General features: G+C 69.9%; 14 protein-coding genes. 7 read left to right on the top strand and 7 right to left on the bottom strand.

Features of this window, described 5'->3' with window-relative positions:
• Window positions 1-2: 2 nt before the first annotated feature.
• Both Prum_RS04840 and Prum_RS04835 read right to left on the bottom strand, forming a co-directional pair.
• A complete protein-coding gene (locus Prum_RS04840; protein WP_173074321.1) occupies window positions 3-446 on the bottom strand; it encodes a hypothetical protein in 444 nt (147 codons plus the stop codon).
• 147 nt (window positions 447-593) lie between these two features.
• Window positions 594-902 carry a hypothetical protein gene (locus Prum_RS04835; protein ID WP_218577057.1) on the bottom strand — a complete coding sequence of 103 codons (309 nt, stop codon included), beginning with the start codon at window positions 900-902 and terminating at the stop codon, window positions 594-596.
• Window positions 903-1,400: 498 nt separating this feature from the next.
• On the opposite strand from Prum_RS04835, the gene Prum_RS04830 reads away from it, so the two are divergent.
• The 4 genes from Prum_RS04830 to Prum_RS04815 all read left to right on the top strand — a co-directional run bounded on the left by Prum_RS04830 (window position 1,401) and on the right by Prum_RS04815 (window position 11,251).
• Window positions 1,401-2,651 carry a M48 family metallopeptidase gene (locus Prum_RS04830; protein ID WP_246277643.1) on the top strand — a complete coding sequence of 417 codons (1,251 nt, stop codon included), beginning with the start codon at window positions 1,401-1,403 and terminating at the stop codon, window positions 2,649-2,651.
• Window positions 2,652-3,064: 413 nt separating this feature from the next.
• Complete coding sequence (locus Prum_RS04825; RefSeq protein ID WP_173074319.1) at window positions 3,065-4,306, top strand: IPT/TIG domain-containing protein; 1,242 nt, start codon at window positions 3,065-3,067, stop codon at window positions 4,304-4,306.
• Window positions 4,307-6,680: 2,374 nt separating this feature from the next.
• The gene (locus Prum_RS04820) at window positions 6,681-10,859 is read left to right on the top strand and encodes a hypothetical protein (RefSeq protein WP_173074317.1); all 4,179 of its coding nucleotides are present in this window, start codon (window positions 6,681-6,683) and stop codon (window positions 10,857-10,859) included.
• The gene (locus Prum_RS04815; RefSeq protein ID WP_173074315.1) at window positions 10,856-11,251 is read left to right on the top strand and encodes a hypothetical protein; all 396 of its coding nucleotides are present in this window, start codon (window positions 10,856-10,858) and stop codon (window positions 11,249-11,251) included. The genes Prum_RS04820 and Prum_RS04815 overlap by 4 nt, the downstream gene beginning before the upstream one ends.
• 199 nt (window positions 11,252-11,450) lie before the next feature.
• On the opposite strand, the gene Prum_RS04810 is transcribed toward Prum_RS04815, so the two are convergent.
• The 3 genes from Prum_RS04810 to Prum_RS04800 all read right to left on the bottom strand — a co-directional run bounded on the left by Prum_RS04810 (window position 11,451) and on the right by Prum_RS04800 (window position 14,470).
• Entirely contained in the window at window positions 11,451-11,651 is a 201-nt protein-coding gene (locus tag Prum_RS04810; RefSeq protein ID WP_173074313.1) for a hypothetical protein, read from the bottom strand.
• A gap of 94 nt (window positions 11,652-11,745) precedes the next feature.
• A complete protein-coding gene (locus tag Prum_RS04805) occupies window positions 11,746-12,396 on the bottom strand; it encodes a response regulator (protein ID WP_173074311.1) in 651 nt (216 codons plus the stop codon).
• Window positions 12,389-14,470, bottom strand: coding sequence for a sensor histidine kinase (locus Prum_RS04800; protein ID WP_173074310.1), 2,082 nt, complete (start codon window positions 14,468-14,470; stop codon window positions 12,389-12,391). The genes Prum_RS04805 and Prum_RS04800 overlap by 8 nt, the downstream gene beginning before the upstream one ends.
• A 177-nt stretch (window positions 14,471-14,647) precedes the next feature.
• Between Prum_RS04800 and Prum_RS04795 the strand changes: the two genes are divergently transcribed.
• The 3 genes from Prum_RS04795 (at window position 14,648) to Prum_RS04785 (ending at window position 21,515) form a co-directional block, all read left to right on the top strand.
• Complete coding sequence (locus Prum_RS04795) at window positions 14,648-15,295, top strand: hypothetical protein (RefSeq protein ID WP_173074308.1); 648 nt, start codon at window positions 14,648-14,650, stop codon at window positions 15,293-15,295.
• Between the two features lie 104 nt (window positions 15,296-15,399).
• The gene (locus tag Prum_RS04790; RefSeq protein ID WP_173074306.1) at window positions 15,400-16,236 is read left to right on the top strand and encodes a hypothetical protein; all 837 of its coding nucleotides are present in this window, start codon (window positions 15,400-15,402) and stop codon (window positions 16,234-16,236) included.
• Complete coding sequence (locus tag Prum_RS04785) at window positions 16,233-21,515, top strand: PKD domain-containing protein (RefSeq protein WP_173074304.1); 5,283 nt, start codon at window positions 16,233-16,235, stop codon at window positions 21,513-21,515. Before Prum_RS04790 ends, Prum_RS04785 begins: the two co-directional genes overlap by 4 nt.
• Window positions 21,516-21,761: 246 nt before the next feature.
• Here Prum_RS04785 and Prum_RS04780 read toward each other — a convergent pair whose 3' ends face one another.
• Window positions 21,762-22,073 (bottom strand): proprotein convertase P-domain-containing protein, encoded by a 312-nt coding sequence (locus Prum_RS04780; RefSeq protein WP_173074302.1) that lies wholly within the window; start codon window positions 22,071-22,073, stop codon window positions 21,762-21,764.
• Between the two features lie 44 nt (window positions 22,074-22,117).
• Window positions 22,118-25,057: a M4 family metallopeptidase gene (locus Prum_RS04775; RefSeq protein ID WP_246277642.1), complete on the bottom strand. Its 2,940-nt coding sequence runs from the start codon at window positions 25,055-25,057 to the stop codon at window positions 22,118-22,120.
• Window positions 25,058-25,130: the final 73 nt, after the last annotated feature.

The raw sequence follows: 25,130 nt of genomic DNA, 5'->3' as shown, positions 1-25,130 counted from the left end.
CGTTACATCGGCGGCTCCGAATAGACTACGCACGGGAGCTTTGGGTTCCCCAGCTGTTCCCACGTGCACTCCACCGTGAGATCGAAGTCGGGAAGAGCCGCGATCTTGTCGCACGTGAAGATCACGATCTCGTCGAAGAAGCGGCCGCCGGCTTCCTCGCACTTGCTGGGCAGCTGTCCCGGCTTCCTCTCCGCGGCGTAGAAGAGGCAGCCGCGGTCATCGGTGAAACACATGATCGCGTCTTCGCCGAGATCGCAACTGTACGAGTCGCGCGTTTCCGTGTACTCGCTGCGAAACGCGGCGCAGTAGCGGCTGAGTGTGTCCGGATGGCCGGTGGACCGCTCCAACGCCGAGGCCGGCGTGGCCCACACCGTAGCGCCGATGAAGGCGATACAGACCGCCACGACGGCCATCACGCGACGCAGCATGCTTATGCGGTTCCTCATGACGTACTCCTTCGGTCGGGGGATCGTGCCCCGACACACTGTCGCCGTCGGTGCTGAAACGGAGCTGAAGCGGAAGCCGAAGATGGTGCGGTCCTCGCCGGTAAGCAGGGCTAATGCGTGATAGCGCGCCGCGTAGCGCAGGGACCGTCAAGCCAGGACGCGGTAGAGGGTGGACGAGCGCATGCGGGTGGCCCAGGAGGCGCCGCCCCAGGCGCCGGCGAGGCTGTCCAGGAGCAGTTTGATGACCACGGTCCAGTGCGGCGTCAGGGCTGAGATCGGCACGGCCGCGAGGCGGGCGGGCAGGGCGGTGATGACCACGACGAGGCTGAGGGCCTTGTTGAGGATGACGGCTTGAAGGGCGGCGAGCCCGAACAGCATGATCAGCAGCGGCAGTCGGAACTCGGCGCCGCCGAGGCCGATTGGTCTTGCGCTGGTTCCTTGGACGGGGCCTGGCACGTTCCGCGCCTGGTGTGAACGCGACGCCGTAGCATCCCAGTAAACCGTCAAGGTGTTCGAGCGCGTCGCGAGCGTCGCCAGCGGGCGCGTCAGGATGGCTGACGCGGACCACTGCGTGTCCACAGTGGTCCGCGCCAGCGGAGTCGCGGCTAGGACGCGCGGTAGATGCCCGAGTCGAAGTGCCCGCGGTGGTTCCGCGACGAGATCGGCTGGCTCGGCCATGCCCGACACACCGGCATGGACCGCAAGCAATGGATGGCCGACTACGTCGGACCGTACGTCAAGCACGTCGTCGAGTCCGGCAAGTACCCCATGTTCAACCGCACCATCCACGAAGGACGGCTCTCCCACATGTCCCCGACGCGCGTTTCCAGTACGGGTTCAACCACGTACTCAACGGCATCGCCGCCGCCCTCCCCAACACGACGACGCGGTGAGCCCCACTCTCGACGAACGGCCAATGGTCTGGCGCCCGTCGATCAGGCACGATCGGCCACCGTGATCACCACCGATTCGTCCGCGCCGTGCGCCCGTTGCGCTGCGGCCACGGTTACCGTCCATGGTGCGTTGCCGTGGTGCCCGCAGTGCGAGTGGAACCTCGGCCGTTTCGAGCCGGCCCGCCGGGTGCCCGAGTTCGGGGTCCGCGTTGTTGACCGGTGGACGCACCAGGTGGCGTACCGGCTGGCCCGCCGTCAATTCGCGGACCTGTCACAGCGCACGCTGGACCGTCCCATGCTCAGCGCGGCCCGTCTGGTGACCGTCACCGCATCGCTGCTGTTACTGGCCGCTGTGGTCCTGCTGGCAGCGTTCGGTGTCTGGCTGGTGCTGTACGACTTTCCGCGGGTCACGATCCTGTTCGGCATCATCGCGCTCGCCCTGGCATTCACACTGCGCCCACGCCTGGGCCGGCTGGACCCGACCATCGACGTGCTGTCCCGGCAGACCGCCCCCACCCTGTTCGCGGTCGTCGACCAGGTCGCCGCCGCGACCGGCGCACCGGCGCCGCATATCATCGCGGTCGACCAGAGCGTCAGCGCCTACACCACCTCGGTCGGCATCCGCCGCCGCCGCGTGCTGTGCCTCGGGCTACCACTATGGGCGGTACTGCCACCACCACAACGCATCGCGCTACTCGGCCACGAACTCGGGCACTTCGTCAACGGCGACGTCCGCCGCGGGCTGCTGACCCAACCCGCCTTCACCATGCTCGGCACCACCGCAGACCTGATCCGACCGGTAAACACCGCAACGACAGGCGTCGGGGAAATACTCGCCGCGCTCGTGCAGGCCATCGCGGCCCGGGTGCTGTACCTGCTGCACCTGCTGCTGGTCTGGACCGGGCAACGCGACGCCCAACGCGCCGAATACCTCGCCGACGAACTCGCCGCCACTGCCGCTGGCTCCACCGCCGTAGCCGACCTGATGGACACCCTCCTCGCTACCGACGTCATCGACATGGTCATCCGCCGCGAAGCCCGCGCCGGACGCGGCCTCAACGACTGGCACACCGCGGTAGCCCAGGCCCGAACCACCAGCACCGCCCAAGCACCGCTGCTACGCCAACTGTCTATCCGCGACGAGGTATCCCTGTTCGCCTCACATCCACCCACCGGACTACGCACCCGCATGCTCACCGCACGCCCTCACCGCGAACCAGCCGTCACCCTCACCACCTCACAGACCGAACGAATCGACGCCGAACTGACCAACCAGTACCAACGCCTGCAACGCAACCTCGGCCTCGAGTAGCCGATCCCACCCGATATAGCGCCACCCGTCCCGGCCGACGCTTAGGGCTCGGCGGGAAATTGCTTGGCCGGTCCGGGCTGTGTTTCTGGTTCGGGGTGGATCGTGTAGTTCCATTCGCCGTGGAAGTTGTGGCGGGCGAGGGGTACCGCATCAATCTCGGCCTTGCTGATTTCATCTCCGACGCTTCACCGATCTTGTTGTAGTCCACCCGGACCAGCGCCATGCCCTCGTCGGTGTTCAGTCTGCGCCGCTTGGTGGCCGACCATATCTGTCCAATATGGATTATCTGGCGGCGAAAGCCGATGTTTCGTTGGATTCCACGGTGTATACCGTCAACGAAAACCGTCCTTTGACAACACTGGTGATCGTCGATATCGTCACCGCCCTGAAACTGGTACACGGGGAGGGTCGCCATGGCCCGCGGTTCAGGTCGGCTTTCGCTTTTTGTCCTGCTCGTCCTACTCGTCGGCTTGGTGCGCGTCCCGGCCGCGCATGCTGTGGACCCGGTCGCCGTCGACGCGGTGACTCCACAGGTGGTGGTCGCTGGCGAAACGCTGACGGTCACCGGGCACGGCTTCTCGGCCGCGGCGGCCGAGAACGTGGTGACCCTGAATGGCACTACGGCCACCGTCACCTCCGCCACCGAGACCAGCCTGACCGTGACCATGCCGGTCGGTGCCACCTCCGGGCCGGTGACGGTGACCAGCCCGCTCGGGGCGGCCACCTCGGCCGGCGACGTGTTCGTGCCGCCGCCGACCTTCACGGTCGCCGACGTGCAGACCACCCAGCGGCTCGCCTACGGCGTCGCGGGGACGGCGGCGGTCGCCACCGCGAACAGGATCTCCCTGCTGACGATCCCCGGCCAGAGCGGCCATCGGCTGAGCCTGCGGCTGGCCTCCAGCACCTTCGGCTCGTCCACCAGCAACGCGCGGGTGAGCGTCTACCGGCCCGACGGAAGCGCCCTGGTCAGCGCCACCGGATTCGGCTCCAGCGGGGTGTTTCTGGATACCCGGGCGCTGATCGCCGACGGCACCTATCAGGTGCTCGTCGATCCACAGGGCACGGCCACTGGGCAGGTCGTGGTCACCGCGTACGACGTGCCCGCCGACGCCACGGCCGCGACGAATCCGGGCGGCGCCGCGGTCACCGTCACCACGACGACGCCCGGCCAGAACGCCGTCGTCACTTTCGACGGCACGACCGGGCAGCGTGTCTACTTCGGATTCAGCGGTGGAACGTTCGGCGCGTCCAGCTACGCCACGGTCTCCGTCACCGGACCGGGTGGCGGCACTGTGCTGTCCGCCATCAGCTGCGGCACCTCGTGCCGCTACGACACGACCGCGCTCGCCGCCACCGGCAGCTACTCGATCCGGGTAGACCCGCAGAGCCTGTACACCGGTTCGTTGACGGTCCAGCTCTACGACGTGCCGGTGGACGGGGCGTTCGACGTGGTCGTCGGCGGCGAGGCGGTCACCCTGACCACCACGACGCCCGGCCAGAACGCCGTGGCCACCTTCGTCGGGACCGCCGGGCAGCGGGTCTTCGTCAACTTCACCGGGGTACGTACGGAGCCAGCTCGTACGCGACGGTGCTGGTGCGCCGGCCGGACGGCACCAGCTTCGTCAGCGCGCTCAACTGCGGCACGTCCTGCGTGATCGACACGCGGGTGCTGCCGTCGGGCGGCACGTACACGATCTTCCTCGACCCACAGAGCGGCTACACGGGCTCGCTGATGGTCCGGATCTACGATGTCCCGGCCGACGTGGCGGTGAGCGTGTCGCCCGGCGGTGACGGCGTTACGGCGGCCATCTCGACGCCGGGGCAAAACGCGGTGATCTCGTTCGCGGGCACCGCCGGGCAGCGGGTCTACTTCGCGTTCACGTCCGGCACGTTCGGGGCCAGTTCGTACGCCACCGTCACGGTGCGCGCGCCGGATGGCAGCACCTTCGTCAGCGCCATCAACTGTGGCACCTCGTGCGCCATCGACACGAGGACGCTGACCGTCGACGGGACGTACACGATTCTGCTGGATCCCGCCTCGTTTCGAACCGGTGCCCTGACCGCACAGGTCTACGACGTTCCGGCCGATCCCACGGCCACCGCCACGCCAGGTGGCCCGGCGGTGCCGGTCGCGACCGGCACGCCGGGGCAGAACGCGACGGTCACCTTCGGCGCGACGGCCGGTCAGCGAATCAGCATCCAGCTGTCGGCCAGCACGTACGGCAGCAGCTCCTCCGCGGCGTACGCCTCGGTGGTCAGGCCGGACGGCACCACGCTGGTCTCGTCCACCGGGTTCGGCACGAGCGGCGTGCTGCTCGGCCCGGTCGCGATCCCCGGCGACGGCACGTACACGCTTCTCCTGAACCCCAGCGGCGCCGCGGTCGGCGGGGTCACGGTCCAGGTCTTCGACACGGTGAACGTGACGTTCGCGACCACCGTGGGCGGCCCGGCGATCACCGCCACCACGACTGTGCCGGGCCAGAACGCGACGGTCACCTTCGACGGACTGGCCGGGCAGCGCGTCGCGGTCAGGGTGGCCGGCAGCACCTACGGCTCGTCCAGCGGCAGCCTCTATGCCTCCCTGACCGCACCGGACGGCACCACGCTGGTCGGCTCGACCGGAGTGGGTAGCGGCGGCCTCTTCTTCGACGCCCGGACGCTGACGGCCGACGGCACCTACACCCTGTCGCTCGACCCGCAAGGAGTGCTCACCGGTTCGGTGCTGGTAGAGGTCGTCGCGGTGCCGGTCGACAGCGCGGTGACCCTGGATCTCGACGGCACCGCGGTGACCGCGGCGACGACCGTGCCGGGCCAGAACGCCACCGCCACGTTCTCCGGCACGGCCGGGCAGCGGGTGAGCCTGCGGTTCACCAGCGGGGTCGGGAGCGTCTACGGCCAGGTGACGAACCCGGACGGCACCATCCTCAGGGCTCGCTGGTACGTCGGCTCCAGCGACTTCGTGGAGCCGTTGACCCTGCCAGCCGACGGCGTCTACACGGTCCTGCTCGACCCGACCGGCTCCGCGCTGGGCTCGATGGGCGTGCAGGCGTGGAGCGTGCCCGCCGACCTGACGGCCACCGCGACCACCGACGGCACGGCCACCACGGTCACGCCCGCCGTGCCGGGGCAGAATGCGGTGATCACCTTCTCCGGCACGGCGGGGCAGCGGCTCAGCCTCCGCTTCAGCGGTACGGCGTCGAGCTATGTGGCGGTCAAGAATCCGGACGGCACTGATCTGAGGGCGCGCTGGTACGTCGGCACCGCGGACTTCGTCGACCCGATCACCCTGCCCGCCACCGGCACCTACCGCGTGCAGATCGACCCGTCGACCTACGCCGTCGGCACGATGACCCTCCAGGTGTACGACGTTCCCGCCGACCCGGGGTACGCGGCGACCGTGTCCGGCCCGCCGGTCACCCCGACCGTGACGGTGCCCGGCCAGAACGCCACCGTGACCTTCACCGGCACGGCTGGTCAACGGCTGAGCCTCCGGTTCGCCAGCGGCACCGCCAGCGTCTATGCGGCGGTAAAGAATCCGGACGGCACCGATCTGCGGGCGCGCTGGTACGTCGGCGCCTCGGGCTTCGTCGACCCGATAACCCTGGCGGCGACCGGCACGTACACGCTGCTGATCGACCCGTCTGGGGCGGCCGTCGGGTCGATCACCGTTCAGCTCTACGACGTGCCGGCCGACCTGACGGCCGCAGCGGCGGTGGATGGCACGCCCACCGAGGTCAACATCGGCACGCCGGGGCAGAACGGCACGGTGACCTTCCCGGCGTCGGCGGGCACCCGGGTCTACGTGGTGCTGGACGCCGTCGCCTTCCCCAGCGGCTACTCCGTGGTGGCGCTGCGCGACCCCGCGGGTACGTCGCTCACTTCGACCTACCTGTACGACGCCGGCGACCAGGCCACCCTCGGGCCGGTCACCCTGGCGACGACCGGTACCCACCAGGTCACGATCAACCCGTCGGGCTCGTCCGCCGGCGCTGTGCGGGTGCGCATCTTCGACGCGACCGCGCCCCGGCCGTGCCGGTCACGCCGGGCGGCCCGGCCGTTTCCCTCGCCACCACCCGGCCGGGCCAGGTCGCCGAGGCGACGTTCGCCGGGACGGTCGGCCAGCGGGTCAGCGTCGTGGTATCCGGCGCGGACGTCGTCGAGGGCGAGGAGGCAGCCTCCTACCTGGCCTCGGTCATCTCCGCCGCCGGCGTCACCCTCGACTCCGGGTCCACCGACGCGACCACAGACTGGCTGCTGGGCCCGGTGACGCTGGCCGCCGATGGCGTTGTCACGGTGCGGTTCGACCCGGCGGGGCTCGCGGTCGGTTCGGTGCTGGTGCGGGTCCATGACGTCTCGGCCGATGTGACGGGCACTGCGACGATCGGCGGCGGCGCCTTCGCGGTGACCCTGCCGACGCCGGGGGTCTCGGCCGCGATCGACTTCCCGGCCAGCGCCGGCCAGCCGATCGTCCTCGACATGCGGTCCGGCCCCTCGACACTGGCCGCCGTCATCCGGAACCCGGCCGGCGCCGTGCTCTGCTCCGGCACCCTGTCGGTCTCCACCGAGCTGACCTGCACCGCCGCCGAGGCCGGCAGCCACCGGCTCACCCTGACCGGCACGAGCGCCGCGATCGGCGAGTGGAGCTTGGAACTGATCGATGGGCTCGGCACCCCGACCATCACCGTCCTCGGCGCGGCGGCTCCCGAGAACTGGTTGAACGACGGGGACGTCAACGCCTCGTGGAGCACCGAGGCGACGGTCCCGATCGCCGGCTACGCGGTGGTCGTCGACACGGCGCCGCTGACCGATCCCGGTGCGGCCGCGACGCAGACCTCCGCCAGCCTGGCCGTGACCCTCGCCGATGGCTCGCACTACCTGCACGTCCGCGCGATCGCCACCAGCGGCTTCGCCAGCCCGGTGGCGCACCGACTAATCAAAGTGGACGCCACGGCGCCGGTGGTCGCCTCGATCGTGGTCCCGTCCCACCCCGATCCGGACACGCCCGTGGCGGACTTGGCCGTGCATGCCCAGTTCACCGTCGAGCCCGACGTCTCCGGCGTTGCCGAGTACGCCGTCTCGGTGACCCACGGCGCGGACGACGAGCCGCTCGGCGTGGCGGACTCCGGCGCCAGCTACACCACGCTGCTGACCGGCGAGGGCGAGTGGTATCTGCACGTGGTTGCCGTCGACGCGGCGGGCAACCGCAGCGCCCCGGCGCACCGGAAGATCACCGCGGACACTCCGCCGAGCGCGCCGCTGATCACCAGCCCCACCCACCCGCAGCCGGGAACGGCGTACCCGGGCCGGGACCTCGTCGCCGTCTGGGAGGGCGGCGCCGCATGGGCGGACAGCTGGGCGGTGCTGCTCGACGACCACCCGGACACGGTGCCCGGCACGGCGACCACCACCCCGGAGACCCGGTTCGGTGCGCACCTGGACGCCGGTACCTGGTGGCTGCACGTGCGCGGCATCGACGCATCCGGCACCGCCGGGGCGACCGCGCACTTCCGGGTGGTCGTGGCACCGCAGGCCACCGCGTTCACCGCGCCGCGTGCGGGGTCGACCGTGTGGGGCGCCGTCGCGGTCACCGTCGACTGCCCCGGCAGCGCGGGCCCGCTGACAATTCAGGCCCGCACCGGCGGCGGGGAATGGCGAGCCGTCGGGGCCGCACCCGCCGGTGATGGCACCTGCGAGGTCGCGTGGCACACGCCGGGTGCGGCGGCCGGATGGGCCGATGGGGCGTACGAACTGCGCGCGCTCGACGGCACCGACGTCGTCGCCGGACCGGTCGCCGTCACCCTGGCCAACGCGGCCGACCCGCTGGCCCGCCTCGCCGCGGACTATCGGGCCGGTCTGCTCGGTGTGGTCGACTACGTCCGGTACAGCCTGTTCGCCGTCGTCAACGTCGAGGCCGTGCCGGCGCGCTATCGCGACGGTGCCCCGGCGATCACCGATACCGGGTCGGTGCTCGACTCGCTGATCGGTCTCTGGTCGATGCTGCCCGCGGACGTGCAGGCCGAACTCTCCGGCTGGCTGTCGCCGACCGCGTCCGACCCACCGGCGAGCGGGAAGTCGCCCAGCGCGCTCCAGCTGGACAACCCGGACTGCGACTTCTGGACCAGGATCGGCAGCAAGCTCTTCAGCTGCCGGGTCTGGACGGAACACTTCACCATCTACTACTTCGCGGACAATGTCGGCCCGACGACCGGCACCAACGTCCGGCCGGACTACATCCAGAAGCTGATGGTGACCCTGGAGGGGGCCCGCGCGATCTACAGCGGCAGCCTGGCGTACCGGGTGCCCGACCATGTCGAGGTCGCGGTCACCCCGGGCATGCCCTCCGGGCTGTCCGTCCCGTCGTTCCCGGGTTGCCGTTGCGGCGACGGGCTGATGTATCTGGCCGAGGACTACTCCGACATCAAGAGCCTGGCCCGGCACGAGCTGTTCCACTTCGTGCAGTACGAGTACATGAACCACCTGCGGGCGGCGAACTACTGGACGGGCTGGTGGATGGAGGCGACGGCCGAGTGGGGCGCGCACATCAGCGGGTTCCTGGCCGGCGAGGGCGGGCTGGACAACCAGTATTACCAGTCCCTCGGCGAATTCCTGACCGAGTCGGACGAGCGGTTCGACGAGGGCGACACGGTGGCGCAAGGTGGCGGCCCGGAGTACGGCGCCTTCATCGTCGCCGAGTTCCTGGAGACCCGGCTTGACCCCCATGCGATCCGGTGGAGCTGGGAGCGGCTGGGCGGTCTGTTGCCACCCCGGCCCGGCGAGGTGATCAAGGAGCTGCTGGAGGAGAAGCGCATCGACGGCAACTTCGCCGAGGAGATCGAACGGTTCCGGCAATGGGCGTACGTGATCGACGCGAACCAGTCGCCGGTCGGTTTCTACGACGACGACGCCGACAAGTGGGAGGACAGCCTGACTCCGGCTCTCCCCGACGAGCGTCCGCCCCACGACGCGTTCGAGATCAACGACAACGGCGCGCACGTGCAGACCGAGCATGGTGAGTTCGACATCCAGCAGACCGGGGCGCACTACGTCCAGATCAACAACCCGAAGGGGTACGCCGCGGATCTCCAGGTGACCTTCGCGGCGGACGACGCGGACATCCGGGGCAGCGTGATCCGGCTCGACGCGTCCGGCGCGCCGAGCGCCGCGTGTGGGGGAGCGGTCGGCATCGACCGGTCGAACGGCCCCATCATCGAGCTCACCGCCACCTGCCCACAGGCGGTCATCACCTTCGTCAACGCTGAGGAGGCCGGCCGCTGGGGCACCTGGACCGACGGCGACTACACCATCGGGTACGTGCGGCAGAGCCGCATCCTCTCGAACGGCTCGGTGGAGCTCGGGATGGGCCGCTACGGCAACATCACCAGCGCCACGGGCGTCGGCCTGCGTCAGGCAGGTCATCCCGAGACCGAGTCCGTCCTCAACGGGTGCTGGTGCGAGGGCTGGGGCGTCGGCATACCCGGCGGCGTGGGCGCGTCGGTCACCGATTACACAGGCGTCAAGAACTTGACGATCGACGAGTTCACCTACACCAGCAACATCATCTCATCGAAGATGACCGGGCCGGGCGGGCTGGCCGTACTACAGACCACCGCGGCGTCGACCAGTCCATACCTCTTCGAACTGCGGATCACGGTGTACAACACCAACGCCGCGGCGATTGGGCCGGTGCACTACCGGCGGGCCGTCGACTGGGACCCGTTGCCGAACCTGTTCCAGTCGTACAACACCGTGCAGACCCTCGGCGGTGACACCAGCTACATCGGTGGGATCACCAACGACGGGTTCGCTGACCCGGACCCGTCGTACCCGTTGACCGACCTCGGCGCGACCGGCTGGTTCACCGACTTCGGGCCGGACGACACGGGCGCCTTGATCGACATCAATCTTGGTACGATCGAGCCGGGTGCGGGCAAGCTCTTCTCTGTCTTCTACGGCACGGCGCCCTCCGAAACGGCCGCCATCGCGGCCGCGCAGATGGTGGGGGCCCAGGTCTACTCGTTGGGTGAGGTGGACACCGACGAGGGGCGGGACTCCGGCCTGCCGTACACGGCGGTGATGGCCATCGACGGCCGGTACCTGCTCAGCCCGACGCCGCCAATGGGCGTATCGCGCCTGGGTGCGGACCAACCCGCACCCGAGCCGTTGATGACCAGTGAGCCCGGTACCCGGATCGAGCAGGGGGGTGCATGACGACCGCGCGGACGGGCGGGGGCCGCATCCTCGTGCTTGTGCTGGCGGGGGTCGTCCTCGTGGCGCTCGTCGCCTGCTCGACCCTGGCCGTGCTGGTCTGGAACAGCGGCCGGGAGCCCGCCGCGCGCTCGCTGTTAGTCCGGAACGAGCGCCCGACGCCGATCACCATCCGGGTCGTCAAACCTGCCGCCGAGCACGAGTACCAGGTGCTCGGCGGCGACGCCGAGGCGCTGCCGGTGAACGACGACTGCGCCCAGGTCCAGCGCATCGCGCTGGACGAGGCGGGCACCGAAGTCGCGCGCGCGGACGGCGTCTGCGAGACCATGACCTGGATCTTTGCCGCGGACGGTGGCATCCGTCTGGAAGCGGGCCGCATCGAACCCACCGGCTAGTGTCCCGTTGAGCGGGTGGCGGTCACCCGGCGGGCGGCGATCAGCGCCGACTGCTCGAATGTCAACCCTGCCAGCGGGGTTCGACAGCCGGTCGCGGAGGAAGTCGGTGATGATGCCGGCAGTCGTGGTGGGGCTTTCGAGGAGGATGAGGTGGCCGCCGCCGGGTACGACGTGCAGCCCGGCGTCGGGATGAGGCGGCTCAGGAGGCGGCCGGTGGCGAGTGGCACGATGGGGTCGTCGTCGCCGGCGAGGACCAGGGTGGGTTGGGGGAGCCGGTGATCGCGTAGAGGTGGGCTAGGTAGCCGCCGGGGCTCGGCGGGTGGGCGAACCGGGCCAGCGAGCCGTGCAGCATCGCGTCGGGGTCGCGGCGGCCGATGACGAGGTGGCCAGCGACACTCACCCGGGTGGGTGGCCGTGTTTGTGATTCGACGGCCAACGCGATGTGATGCATGACGTAGCCAGCCGGTATCCGACTCCTCGCCGGAGCGAGTCGATTATTGGCCGAGGCCGGCCTTCCGGGCTCGGACGATCGCCTCGGCGCGGTCGGCGACGTGCAGCTTGGCGAAGACGTTGGAGACGTTGTTGCGTACCGTCTTGGGTGACAGGAACAGGGCCGAGGCGATCTGGGCGTTCGAGCGTCCGGCGGCGACCAGCTCAAGGATCTCCCTTTCCCGGGTGGTCAACTCGGGAAACGCCACTTCCGCGGCGGGCGGCCCGGCGGCGAAGAAGTCGGCGATGCGGCGGGCGAGGGTGGCGCCGAAGACCGCGCCGCCGGTGGCGACCGTGGTGATCGCGCGGACGACTTCCTCCTGTTCGGCACCCTTGAGCAGGTAGCCGCGGGCGCCTGCCCGGACGGCGGCGAACACGGTGCCGTCGTCTTCGGACATGGTCAGTACGACGACGCCCACCGACGGTGCTTCGGCGGCGAGCCGGCGGGTCGCCTCGATTCCGTTGAGCCGCGGCATCTGTAGGTCCATCACGACTACGTCGGGCTGCGCGTCGAGCGCCATGTCGATCGCCTCTAGGCCGGTCGCCGCCGTGCCGACGACCTCGATGCCTGACACCGAGGCGAGCAGAGCGGCGAGCCCTTCGCGGAAGACCGGGTGGTCGTCCGCGATCAGCACGGAGATCGGGTCGTCAGGCACCGGTCACCTCCACAGCCTGGGCGCGGTCGCCGAGCGGCAGTCGGGCGCGTACGAGGGTGCCCCGGCCCGCGGGGCACAGTATCTCGCACTGGCCGCCGAGCTCCGCCGCGCGTTCGCGCAGGGATACCAGGCCGACGCCGGCCCGGGTACCCGGGCCGATGCCGCTGCCATCGTCGGCGACCTCCAGGAGCAGGTGACTGTCCTGGATCGCGATCCGTACCCGGCAGGTGGTGGCGCCGGCGTGCCGGGCGACGTTGGTCAGTGCCTCGGACGCGATGCGGTACGCGGCGACCTCCACCGCGGCGGGCAGGCCGGCGAGGTCCGGGTGGGCATCGACGCGCACCGTCAGGCCCGGCGTGCGCAGCCGCTCGGTCTGCTGCTGCACCGCGCCGACCAGTCCGAGGTCGTCGAGCGCTGGCGGGCGTAGATCGTGGACGAGCCGGCGTACGTCGGTCAGCGCCGCGGCCACCTCGTCGCGTGCTTGCCGCAGCAGCCGGTCGGCCTCCTGCGGTGCCGTGGCGGCAAGGTTGCGGGCGGTGTCGATCCGCATCGCCACCGCACCCAGGCTCGGCCCCAGCCCGTCGTGCAGGTCGCGGCGTAGCCGGCGCCGCTCCTCCTCTCGCGCGTTGACGATCTGCTCGCGGCTGCGCTGCAGCGCGATGGCCAGGTAGCTGGCGCGGGTCGCGGCGGCCGCCTGTCGTACGACGTCGCCGAGGAGCCGTTCGTCGCGTATGGACAGTGGCGCCCGGGCTCCGCCGCGGGGCAGTACCAGGCGGCCGACCTCCTCGCCGCGGTACGTGATCGGCAGCGCGTGGGTGGCTGCGGGCCGGGTGCCGTGCTCGACGGTCAGCCGCTCGCCGCCGGAACGGTCCACCTCCACGCTGACGTACGGGGAGCGGAACGCCTCGGCGACGGTCCGGGCGACGGCCAGGAGTTGGTCCTCCGGGCTGCCGGAGCGCTCCAGTTGCTCGGCTAGGCCGGCGACAACCCCGTACGGATCGTCGCGCCGGCCCAGCACCAGCCGGCGGATCGCGCGCCAGAGACGGTGCCGCAGCGGCCCGTACACCGCCGTCACGACGAGCAGCGCGGTCAGCGCGGCGTCCCGTTCGGCGAGCTGCTCACCGAGCACCGCCCCGGTCGCGCCGACGACCGCGACGTCGACGAGCACCACGGCCACGGCGAGGCCGCCGTAGCGCAGCGTCGCGCCGAGCAGCCGGTCGATGTCGAGCAGGTCGGGTTTGACGATGCCGATGGTGATGGCGATCCCGGTCAACGCGATCCCGATCGACAGCCCGGCCGAGGTCCAGGTTTCCGGAGCGACGGCCGACGACAGCATCACCAGGACGTCGACCACACCGGCCCAGACGAGCCACCGCATCGAGGCCCGGTCCGCGCCGGCCGCCGCGCGATAGCGGCGCACGACCACCGCGAAGGGCACCAGAAGGCTGAGCGGGATCGCGGCATAGGCCACACGTAGCAACGGCGGCCACACCGCATCCGGCAGCGGCAGCGGCGTGAGGTCCCGGTCGACCAAGCGGAGGGCGTCCGGCAGCGGGTCGCCTGATTGGGCCTGGACGATGTCGGCCGGCACGAACAGCAAGGTCACCGGCAGCAGCGCGGTCGCGGCGAGGCTGACCAACGACGCCACCCGCCAGTACCCCGCGGGCAGCCGCCCGTCCGGATACAGCAGCAACACCAGCGGCAGGGAGAGCAGAAGCGCGGCGCCCAACCGGTCGTACAGCCACGACGCCGGACCGGCGCCGGGCAGAACCGGGTCGCTCGCGGTCGCGTACGCCAGCCAGGAGGCGGCCACCCCGTCCACCGTCCAGTGCACGCCGATGATGCACAGCACCCACGCGACGGGGTGTCGCGGCCGCCCGCGCAGCAGCAGCGCTCCCGGTATCGCGAGGCCGAGACCCGGTATGCCGGCAACCCATCCAGGCTCCTGCCCGAGCGCTGCCCGATGCGCGGGGTCGACGCCGGCGTCCAGGATCGCCGCGGTCACCGACGCGGCGACGGCCACCGCGACGACGGCGGCGGCCGCGACGGTGGGGATCCGGCGGGAGTCGTGCACGCCGTAATCCTCCCAGTACCCCTGTCCCGAGGTCCCGAGGACAACGGTCCCGACCTGGCCGGGACAGAACGCGGGACCGGATCGAGGGTCGTTGGCCCTGCCCACCCGGGACGCGCACGACGGACAGTCATTCCGGCACTACGCACTCCGCACCGCACAGGAGAACGAGGAACCGCCATGGGAATCACCACCGAACCCGTTCCGGCCCGTACCGACCTCACCGCCGCCGGAGCCGAGCCGGCGGTCCCGGCCATCGCCGCGACCCGCGTCCGCCGCCATGGCGCGGTCGTCGCCGCGGGCGCTCTTATGTGGGCCGCCGGCATCGTGGCGTTCGGCCTCAACCCGCCGACCGAGGTGGGTGTGTCGCTCAGCGACCTGATCGCGGTGCCCTTCCAGCTCGGCCTGTTCGCGCTGGTGCACATCCAGTCGCGAACCGGCGCCGCCGGCACGTCCCGCGCCGCGCGGGTCATGCTGCGCATCGAGTACGTGCTGCTGGCGCTCGCCACGGCGTGGAGCATCCTGCACGGCGCGGTGCCCGCCTGGCGCGACGACGCCTGGCTGGCCGTGCTCGACCTGTTCTGGCCGCTGTCCATGCTCGGCATGTTCGCCATCGGCGTGAAGATCGCGGTTGCCGGACGCTGGCGCGGCCCCGCCCGGTTCTGGCCGCTCGTCGCCGAGAGCTGGGCCGTGGTCACCGTCCCCGCGACGATCGCGCTCGGCGACACGGCCGGCCAATGGGTCGGCGCCGGACACCTGCTGATCGGCTACGCCGTACTCGGGCTCATCCTCGCCCGACGGCCCGCACTGACCGACGTCCGCGACTGAACGCGGCCATTTACCCGCTGGATACCCGCGGCCTACGCACCGAGGAGAGGAACGTGTCAGAACGGACCCGCCGGCGACCCGCCACCGGCCTGCTGTGCCTGTTGATGATCGCCATTCTGGCGGTCGTCCTACCCGGCGGGGATCCGCCGCCAGAACGGACCGTCCCGGCGTCCCACGACGAGCATCCGCCCGGCTGGGGGATGCGGGGCTACCGGTTGTTCCATCCGCTGGCCGAGGGGGAACAGCTGCGCGCACTGAACGGAATGGGCCCGGACGGGAGGGTGGTCGGCACCGCGGCGTCGGTCAGTGGCATCTACCCGTTCGTGTGGGTACCGGGAAAGCCGCTGCAGCCGCTGCCGTTGCCCGATCCGGGGGCGACATTGCCCTACCGGGCCGTGGGGATCGCTGACAACGGGGACGTCTACGTCCACCACAGCGGCGACGACGGCGTCACGCGTGTGCTGCGGTACTCGGCTGGTGAGGATTCGGTCTACGGCTTTCCCGAGGTGGCGACCGACAGCAGCGAGTTGGGTGTGGACTGGCTCGGCGTGACCGCGGTCAACGGCAACGGCGACCTGCTGCTGAGGCTTCAGAGGGAGTTTGATTCTTTCCACGCGGTGTTCGAGCGGCGGGGCACTCTTCGGAGTGGTTTCGCCTACAGCGGAGCCAATCAGATGAACAACACGATGGACGTCGTCGGCTCGATCTACCGGGACGTGGACGGCCATGAGGGGCCCGCACCGGGGTTCGAGGAGCCCACGATCTGGCGGGGCGGCACAGCGCCGGGGCAGTCCCTCGGCTTCCCGCCCGGCTTTACCAGTGCGTACGCGACCGATATCAACAACCGGGGGACGTCCTGGTGTGGACCGGGACGGGGCAATATTTCGTGCGCGGCGACGCTGGCCAATGGACGCGGATCGGACTGCCGCAGGACGGCGTGACCAGGACGTGGATCCCGCGCGACATCAGCGACGACGGTCAGGTCGTCGGCGAATACTACGAGGAGAACGGTGATCGCCACGCTGTGAGTTGGCGCGACGGCCGCCTCACCCGGCTGGAGGACCTGGTCGTCACCGAGTCGGGCTTTTACCTCGATACGGCCAATCTGGTCAACGCCGACGGCGTCATCGCCGGCGTCGGAGGCCGCCACGGCGCGGACACCCTGTTCGTCGCGCTGCCGGTCGACCCGGTGGTGTTCGTGCACGGCATGGGCGCGAGCCGGATGGCCAGTTTCGACGACGGCGGCAATGAGCTCAAGGAGCTCTGGCTGGATTGCAGTGAAGGGCGGATCCAGCTCAGCCTCCACCAGAAGGACATCGACGAAGGCAAAGCGCCGAAGAAGGTAGAACCCACTGATGTCTTGCGGCGGGAGACCTGCTACCAGATCGGCGATTGGTTCAACCCGGCACTCAACACGTACGGGACGCTGCTGGAGCGGTTGAACGGCACCGACACGTACGCCGAGTACAAGGTGGACGGTGACCTGGACCGGCAGACCACGGCCGGCTGCGACACCGACCAACTCACCAACCGTCCGAACCTGTTCGTCTTCACCTACGACTGGCGCCTCAGCAACGTGAAGGCCGCGGAGAAGTTGGCCGACTACCTGGGCTGCATCCGGAAGTTCTGGCCCGACCGCGAGGTGGACGTGCTGACCCACTCGATGGGGAGCCTGGTGGCCCGGCGGTACGTGCTGGACCACCTCGACAATCACGGTGTCGACCGGATGGTCACGATCGGGGCTCCCTGGATGGGCGCACCCAAGCTGGTCAACGTGCTGTACACGGGGAATTTCGCGCCGTGGGCGGTCAACGGACCGGTGGACGTCATCAAGCACATCGCGGAGCGATTCACCTCCGCGCACGAGATGGCCCCCGGCCCGGTGTACGGTGCGGCCGCGATCACGCCGGTGATCCGGGAGGCGGGTTGGGACCTCAATGGTGTCGGGGGCGCCCACCAGCGCTACACCGACGAAGACGTCCGGACGCTGCTCAACGATGACTTCGAGGACACCACGCCGGGTGCGACGGCGCTGGCCTTCCAGTCCCACCGCTCCGGGCAGCAGGTCGACTGGCGCAACGACACGAGCGGGATCAAGTACACGCATATCGTGGGCCTGAAGGCCGGGGCCGACACCATCGGCACCACGGTGGCCAACCAGGGCGTGGTGTGCAGCGGCATCTTCATCGTCCAGTGCACCACGGAGCAATGGTTCAGCGAGGAATTCACCTGCGGCGACGGCACCGTGCCGATCGTCAGCGCGGTCCGGGCCGGGCGGGGCGTGGACTACAACGACCCCAAGGCCGAGGTGCTGCCGTTCATCTCGAACAGCGCGACGGCCAACTTCCACTCCGAGCACACCGGGATGGCCCAGAACCCGGCGGTACTGGACGCGCTGCTCAGCCGGCTCTATTCACTGGCGCCGCAGGACGAGGTTGCCGACCACAGCGACCTGCTGGATCCCGGCATCGAGAACTTCTCCTGCTTCCGCGGCCAGACCCCGCAGCCGGCGCGGGCGCGGGCCGCATCCGATGGCGAGGTGGCCGAGCCGGCGCCGGGAACGGCGCTGCGGTACGTCTCCGTGCTGGGCGCCACCGACTTGACGGTGACGGACAGCCGCGGCACGACCGACCCGCTCGGCGGCACGGCCGGGTACGTCAACGGTGTGACGGTGCTCCCGTCCCCGCGGCCGGACGCGGCGATGGCGACCATCCCGGTCTCCAGCACCGAGAACTACCGCATCCGGTTCACCGGCACCGGCGCCCCACTACGGCTCACCCTGCTGGAAGGCATGCAACAGCGCCCATCCCAAGCGACCCGCTGGCTGGACATGCCACTGGCGGCCGGCACGGTGGCCGAGCTGACCACCGCCGCCGACGGCGTGGACGTACTCCGCGTGGACACCGACGGCGAGGGCACCCCGGACGAGGCGGTGCCGCCGACCGCCCGACTGGCCGGCACCGACGCGGCCGACGTCACGGCGCCGGAGCCGACCGTCACCGCGCTGCGCCAGGGCGGCACCACCCGGTACGTGGTGTCCGCGACCGACACCGGCACCGGGGTGGCGCGGATCCTATGGTCCACCGACGGCACCCAGTTCCAGCCGTACCAGGGTGAGTTGGAACTGGACCCGGCGATGACGCCGAACCTGACCGTGTTCGCCGAGGACCGGGCCGGCAACCGGTCGGCGCCGCGCCAACTGGCGCTGGCCGACCTGGCGCCGGGCCTGTTCACCACGGCGACGCTCGACCCGGCGCCGACCGGCGCCGGCTGGAGTCCGGGCAAGGTCACCGTCACCCTCGCCGCCCAAGCATCTGAGGGTGGCGTCGCCTCGGTGACGTACCGCACCTCGGGCGCCCAGGACGGCCCGGAGCGCACGGTGGACGGCGACACGGCGACCCTGGCCGTCACCGCGCCTGGAGCCACGACGGTCACATACTGGGCCACCGCCGCGGACGGCACCCGGGAGCCGGCCCGCACCGTGCGGGTGCGGGTGGACCCCGGCGCGCCAACCGCGACCGTTCGGGTGCCGGTGGACGGTGCCGTGGTGGGCGCGTTGGACCGGATCGCCGGCACAGCCGCCGACGACGCCTCCGGGGTGGCCAACGTGGTGCTGGAACTGCGTGACGGCCGCGGCCGGTACTGGAACGGGTCCGCGTGGGTCACCGAGGCCGCCACGCTTCCGGTCCAGGGCCGGACGACCTGGGTACGCGACACCGGGCTGCCGGCCGGCGACAACCTGCCGGTCGGGGGCTACCGGGTACGGGCGCTGGTCACGGACGGCGCCGGGCACACGGTGGCCAGCGGATCCAGCGCGTTCACAGTCGGCCAGGCGGCGATCCGGGAGATCCGTGAGCTGCCGCACGATGACGTAACCGCAGCCACCGGCGCGGTTGCGATCAATGACCGCGGCGTCGTCGTGGGCGGGGCGGCTGACGGCCGTGGGATCGCCGTGCGGTGGTACGGCGGTCGCGCCACGCGGCTCGGGCTTCCGGAGGGGATGACCGACTACAGCATCGATGCCGTGGACGCGGCCGGCACGGCCTACGGGGACGCCTGGTCCGGAAGCGGCGTCGACCTCCGGCAGGTACCGGTCCGCTGGGATGCCGCGGGAACACCCGCCGTCCTGCCCCTACCCGAGACCGCTGACAGGGGCGGCGCGATGGGTGTCAGCGACAACGGCCAGACGGTGGTCGGCGAGGTGCGTGTCGTGGATGGATCATCCAGCCGTGGCCTACCGGCCCGGTGGACGCAGTCGGGCGTACAGACCCTGCCGCTGCTGCCCGGAGCGGAATCGGGTTGGGCGGTCAGCAGTGCCGACGACGGATCGGTCGTCGGCGTCCTGAAAGGAGAGGGCGGATACAGCACCGCCGTGGTCTGGTCAGATGGACAGGCCCACGGCGTGCCCACCGAGCCCCTGCACAGCACAGAGGCGGCCGACATCAACAACCTCGGCGTCGCCGTCGGCACCGACACCATTGGCAGTAAAGTCTCGGGCTTTGTCTACGCCGAGGGTGCCCGGACGCAGATCACCACCGCCTTCCAGACGGCGGCGCTGCGGCCAAGCGCGATCAACGATCGGTCCGAGATCGTCGGCGAGTTCGACAGCCCCACCGGGCCCAGAGCCTTCCTGGCCGAGCCGGGTGGGCTGGCGGTCGACCTCAACACGCTGCTGCCGCCGGACAGCGGCTGGCAACTCGTCAGGGCACGTGACATCAACGAACTGGGGCAGATCGTCGGCTACGGCAAGTACCGTGGCGCAGACCGTGGGTTCATCATGACCGCGCGGCACGCACCGGTCGCGCGGGACGTGTCGGCGGCGACGGCGGCCGGCGCGGCGGTCGAGATCGCGCTGGATCCGTTCGACCCGGACGTGGTGGACCAGCCGACTGCGACGGTCGTCGACGCGCCGGCGCACGGCACGGTGTCGGCGGTGACCGATGGGAAGGTCACCTACACGCCGGCGGGCGGCTTCCACGGCACCGACCGGTTCACGTACGTGGCCAGCGACGGCGGGCTCACCTCGGCACCCGGGGTGGTCACCGTCGAGGTGACCAGACCGGCCGGGAACGAGCCCCCGGAGGTCGCGCTGGAGGCACCCGAGACCGCGGTCGAAGGCGGCACGGTCGAACTGAAGGCCACGGCCACCGACCCGGAGGGCGACAACCTCACATGGACGTGGAGCGCCACCGGCGGCGAGATCACCGGCAGCGCCACCACCGCCACGCTGGTCGCCGGCGACGGTCCGGCCGACGTGACGGTGCGGGTTGAGGTGGGCGACGGCACCCACACGGTGGTGCGCACGGCGACCATTGCGGTGAGCAACGCCGCACCGGTGGTCACGGCGGGTGAGGCGGTCACCGTGCCGTGGGGCGTCGCCACCACGCTGACCGGCACGGTCGACGACCCCGGACCACAGGACCGGGCCGCCGGGCTCAGCCCGCGGTGGGCCTTCGGCGATGGTACGACCGCCGACGGCACCCAGGTCAGGCACGCCTGGACCGACCCCGGCCGGTACACCGCCACGCTCACGGCGGCCGACCGGAACGGGGCCACCGGCTCGGCGGACGTGTCCGTCGCCGTCGTGGCGCACCGCACCGACGTGCGGCTGGCCGCCATCGCAGGGGTGTTCGGCGCGGCGACGGTCACCGCGACCGTCACCGACCCGGACGCGCAAGGGACGAGCCTGACCGGCCGTCCAGTGGTGTTCACTGTGGACGGTACGGCACTGCCGACGGTGACCACGGGAGCCGACGGGACCGCGACCGTACCGGTAGCGACCCTCGGCCCTGGCGCGCACACGGTCAGCGCGACGGTGGCCGCGACGGACCGCTACCTGGCCGGCGCCGCGGCGCCGGTCGGGGTGACGGTGACCCAGTCCACCGGCACCGTCACCGGCTCGGTACGCACCGCGGGGGGCTGCGCCACGTTCACCGCCAAGCGCCAAGGCCAGACCACGTCGGGCACCTTGACGTGGGAGGACAGCAACGGCCGGATCACCATCCCGGTGCGCTCGCTGGGGATCGTGAAAACACCGGCGGGCAAGCCCGCCGCCTGGTTCGCCGGGTCAGCCGGTGGCCGCACCTTCCTGGCGTACGTGGAAGACAACGGCAGGCGCGGTGCCGGCGACGTCTTCCGGCTCTGGATCGACGGCAACCTGCGCACCGCCACCGGCTCGGTAACGTCCGGCGATGTCTCCGTGAACATGGTTGGCACTTGACTGGACGCGCCAACGGGAACGCTCACCACGAAGATCCATTGTGGCCGGACGTGGCATCAAAATGGCGGTGGTCGTCTGGTGCTGCGGGGCGGGCCAGGTGTGCGGGGTGTCCAGCCGGAACTCAGGCCCGTGCTTGCACGGCCGTCCGGTGGTGCCCGGCGGGCGGGATGGCTTGGGTAGGCGAAGAACCCGGTCGCATAGTGTTGTGTGGGAGCCCAGGGGCGCGATTCCCCTGGGCTCCCGACCTTAAAGGGTCAGCGCCCAGGAGTCGATGATGCCCGCATTCTCGCTGCTGTTCCGGACTTGCAGGGTCCAGGTCCCGTTACGCATCTCGGTGAACAGATTGACGGGGTAGATCACGTCTATGTCATCGGCGCTGCCACCGTTGTAATCGTGCAGAACGTAGGTGGAGCCATCCGACGAGACGAGAGTGATTCGTATACTGCCGCTGCTCGGATGGAGGATGCGAACCCCCATCGTCGAGAGCGCCGACGCGTTGCCGGAGCACCCGGAGAGCGTGATTGCCGAGGTCGCGGTGGAGTTCGCGGGAATAGGCACGTCGCTGGCGTTGCTAGCGACGCAAGGCGGTGGCGCGGAGTCGGTCAGGTCCAGCCTCCACGAGTCGATCGTGCCCGAATGCGGATCCAAGGCGTCCTGCACCCGTAGTTTCCAGGTGCCCCAGCATATTCGCCGGAAAGGTCGACAGTGTAGGTCCGGATGAGATCGGCGCCGCCGCTCGAACGGTTGTGCAGCGGGTAGGCGGTGCCGTCCGGGGCAATCAGCGAGACAACCAGGTCGCTGATGGAAGGGTGGGCGATGTCGACCGCCACCACGGAGCGGGAGCTGGCTTTGGTCGCGCCCGCCCCGCCCAATTCGCAGCCCGAGACAGTGATCCCCGATTCCACAGTCGACAGATTGCCGATTGCTGTATCAGTGTCAGCGGTGACGGTGCACGCCGGGTGCTCTGACCCGGTCAGGTCCAGCGTCCACGAGTCGATTGTGCCTTGATACGAAAGGTATTCCTTGGCGTCCTGTACCCGAAGTTTCCACGTGCCGGTGGCCGCCTCGCCGGAAAGGTTGACACTGTAGGTCTTGTTGAGATTGGTGCCGCCGCCGGAGAAGATGGATTGTTGCAGCATATAGGCGGTACCGTCCGGGGCGACGAGCGACACCATGATGTCAACTGTGTAGGGGTGGACGATGCGGACCGCGACCATCGAGCGCACGCCGGCCGTGCCCGCACAGCCCGAGAGGGATATCGACGATTCCACGGCGACCTGATCGGGGATGGTCACGTCGGCGTCGTTGGTCCCCGTGCATGCCGGCGCGGACCCGCCCAGGTTCAGCGTCCACGAGTCGATCATGCCCGGGAACGGATCCATGACATCCCGGACTCGAAGCCGCCAGGTGCCGTTGGCCACCTTGCCAAAGAGGTTGACGGTGTAGGTCTGGTGGATGTTTTTGACGCCGACGCCCCACTGGTTGTGCAGCGGATAGGTGGTGCCGTCCGGGGCCACCAGCGAGACGGTCAGATCCCAGATCGAGAGGTGGATGATGTGGACCTCGACCGTGGAACTGGAGCTGGCGATCCCCGCACAGCCCGAGATGGTAATCGGGGACTCTACAGTGGACTTATCGGGAACCGCGACATCCGTGCCGTTGATCTGCGAACATCCCGGCAGCGCATTCACGGTGAGGGCGAACGTGGTGACTCGGGTCGCGCCGGGCCCGGTTCCGGTGATTGCCACGGTATATGTACCGCCAGCGGTCGAACTGCTCGTGACGAGCGTCATCGTTGACACGCCGCCGTCGGAGCCGATCGAAGCCGGGCTGAATACCGCATTGGCGCCCACGGGCAGGCCCTGGACGGTCAGGTCCACCGCCTGGGCCGTGCCGAAGGTCCGGGTCGACGTGATTGTCGAGGTGACCGAGGAGCCGGCGTCGACCGAGCCGGAGTTCGGCGACGCTGTGAGGTAGAAGTCGTTGTCTGGGCAGGGCGGATCATTGCCGGCCACGTTGACCGAGGTCCAGGCCGCCTGCACCGCCCGGTACTCCATCGAGCACCGTCCAAACAGGTCGGTCGTGGCACTGAGGGTATGGGCGCGCGAGTCATTGGCGGGGTTGACGGGGTTGACGTATTGAGTGGTCGATGTGAAGTAGATTTCAAGGGCGCGGTACCAGATCTTCTCTGCCTTCGAGCGGCCGATGCCGGTCACCGGGGGCGCGGAACCGCAGACCGGGCTCGTACCGTAAGGCGTCGCGCCGGTGCCTTCGGCCAGGTTGAAGTAGAAATGGTTGGCCACGCCGGACGAGTAGTGCACATCGAGGTTTTGGGTGGTGGTCGACCAGCAGCTGTGTGAGTGGCCGTCCAGCGACGGGTTGTACATGTAGCGCAGCGGTTTTCCGTCGCCGTCGATGTTGATCTTCTCGCCGATCTCGTAGTCGCCCGGGTCGGAGGCGGTGGCGGCATAGAACTCCACCATGTTGCCGAAGATGTCGCTCGAGGCCTCGTCGAGCCCACCGGACTCGCCGTAGTAGTTCAGGCCCGTGAGTGCCTCGGTCACGCCGTGCGTCATCTCATGTCCGGCAACGTCAAGGGAGACAAGCGGTCTGGCGTTTTCCAGGCCGTCGCCGTAGGTCATCTGCCGGCCGTCCCAGAACGCGTTGTCGTAGCGGTCGCCGTAGTGGACCCGGCTGGGGACGCCCTGCCCGTCACCGAAGATGCCGTCGCGCCCGTGGACGTTGAGAAAGTAGTCGAACGTCTTGGCCGCACCGAAGTGGGCGTCGACCGCAGCGCTCTGACGGTCGTTGTTCGCGCCGGTGCCCCACGCGTTGTCGGCGTCGGTGAAGGTGATACAGGTCGTCGTCCCGTTGTTCATGTCGCATGTGGAGCCGCCGTCGCGTGACGGGTCGATCATCGAGTACAGGCCGCCTGACTCGGTTGTGTCGATCGCGACCGTACCGGCGTAGAGGCTGTCGCCGGTGCCGTGGACCGCCTCGATCTCATCGAATGAGCCGATCAGCGCGCCGGTGTGGGCGTCGGTGATGACGTGCAGCACCGACGGCGTCTGGCCGTCGGTGGCCCACCCTCGCACAACGGTCTCGTAGGCTAGGCGGCCGTCGCCTCTGCTCGCGTCGATGAACAGCTCGGCCCGGCCGGTCTCGGTTATGGTGCCCGTGAACGCGGCCTTCGCCGCTTCGGCGGCGACCGCCGCCTTGATGCTCGCCTTGGTGGACAGTGACAACGGCCGGTTCAGCCCGACCGACACCCCGCCGTAGCTCCCGTCCGCCTTGGTGTGCACGACGAAGTCACCGCCGTGGACCCGAAGGCCATGATAGGTCCGCGTGTAGCGCACGTGCTGCGCCCCATCTGGGTCTACTTTGGACCGCTGAAGGTGGTAGGCATCATCTTTGGCGCTGCGGACGTCGGCCGCGTGCGCCGATACGGCTTGCGCCGCACGGTCGGCAACCGAGGGTTCCGGTTGCGCCGCAAGGCTTGACGATGCGACAACCGCCACGAACGCGCCGGTGAGCACGGGCACGCAAAGGATGGCAAGGGGTCGTTTCAATGGTCCCTCCCCGGACTCAGAACAGGTATGGCGGTAAGCCTGGGAA

The sequence above is a fragment of the Phytohabitans rumicis genome, from assembly GCF_011764445.1.
GTDB classification, from domain to species: Bacteria; Actinomycetota; Actinomycetes; order Mycobacteriales; family Micromonosporaceae; genus Phytohabitans; species Phytohabitans rumicis.
Note: the sequence above shows the minus strand (reverse complement) of the source record. Positions and strands in the feature narration are given on the sequence as shown.

Excerpts from the sequence above, each read along its gene's own strand:
- Prum_RS04795 (WP_173074308.1), top strand. The coding sequence starts at position 14,648 with ATGGGAATCACCACCGAACCCGTTCCGGCCCGTACCGACCTCACCGCC.
- Prum_RS04840 (WP_173074321.1), bottom strand. The coding sequence starts at position 446 with ATGAGGAACCGCATAAGCATGCTGCGTCGCGTGATGGCCGTCGTGGCG.
- Prum_RS04815 (WP_173074315.1), top strand. The coding sequence starts at position 10,856 with ATGACGACCGCGCGGACGGGCGGGGGCCGCATCCTCGTGCTTGTGCTG.
- Prum_RS04825 (WP_173074319.1), top strand. The coding sequence starts at position 3,065 with ATGGCCCGCGGTTCAGGTCGGCTTTCGCTTTTTGTCCTGCTCGTCCTA.
- Prum_RS04790 (WP_173074306.1), top strand. The coding sequence starts at position 15,400 with ATGATCGCCATTCTGGCGGTCGTCCTACCCGGCGGGGATCCGCCGCCA.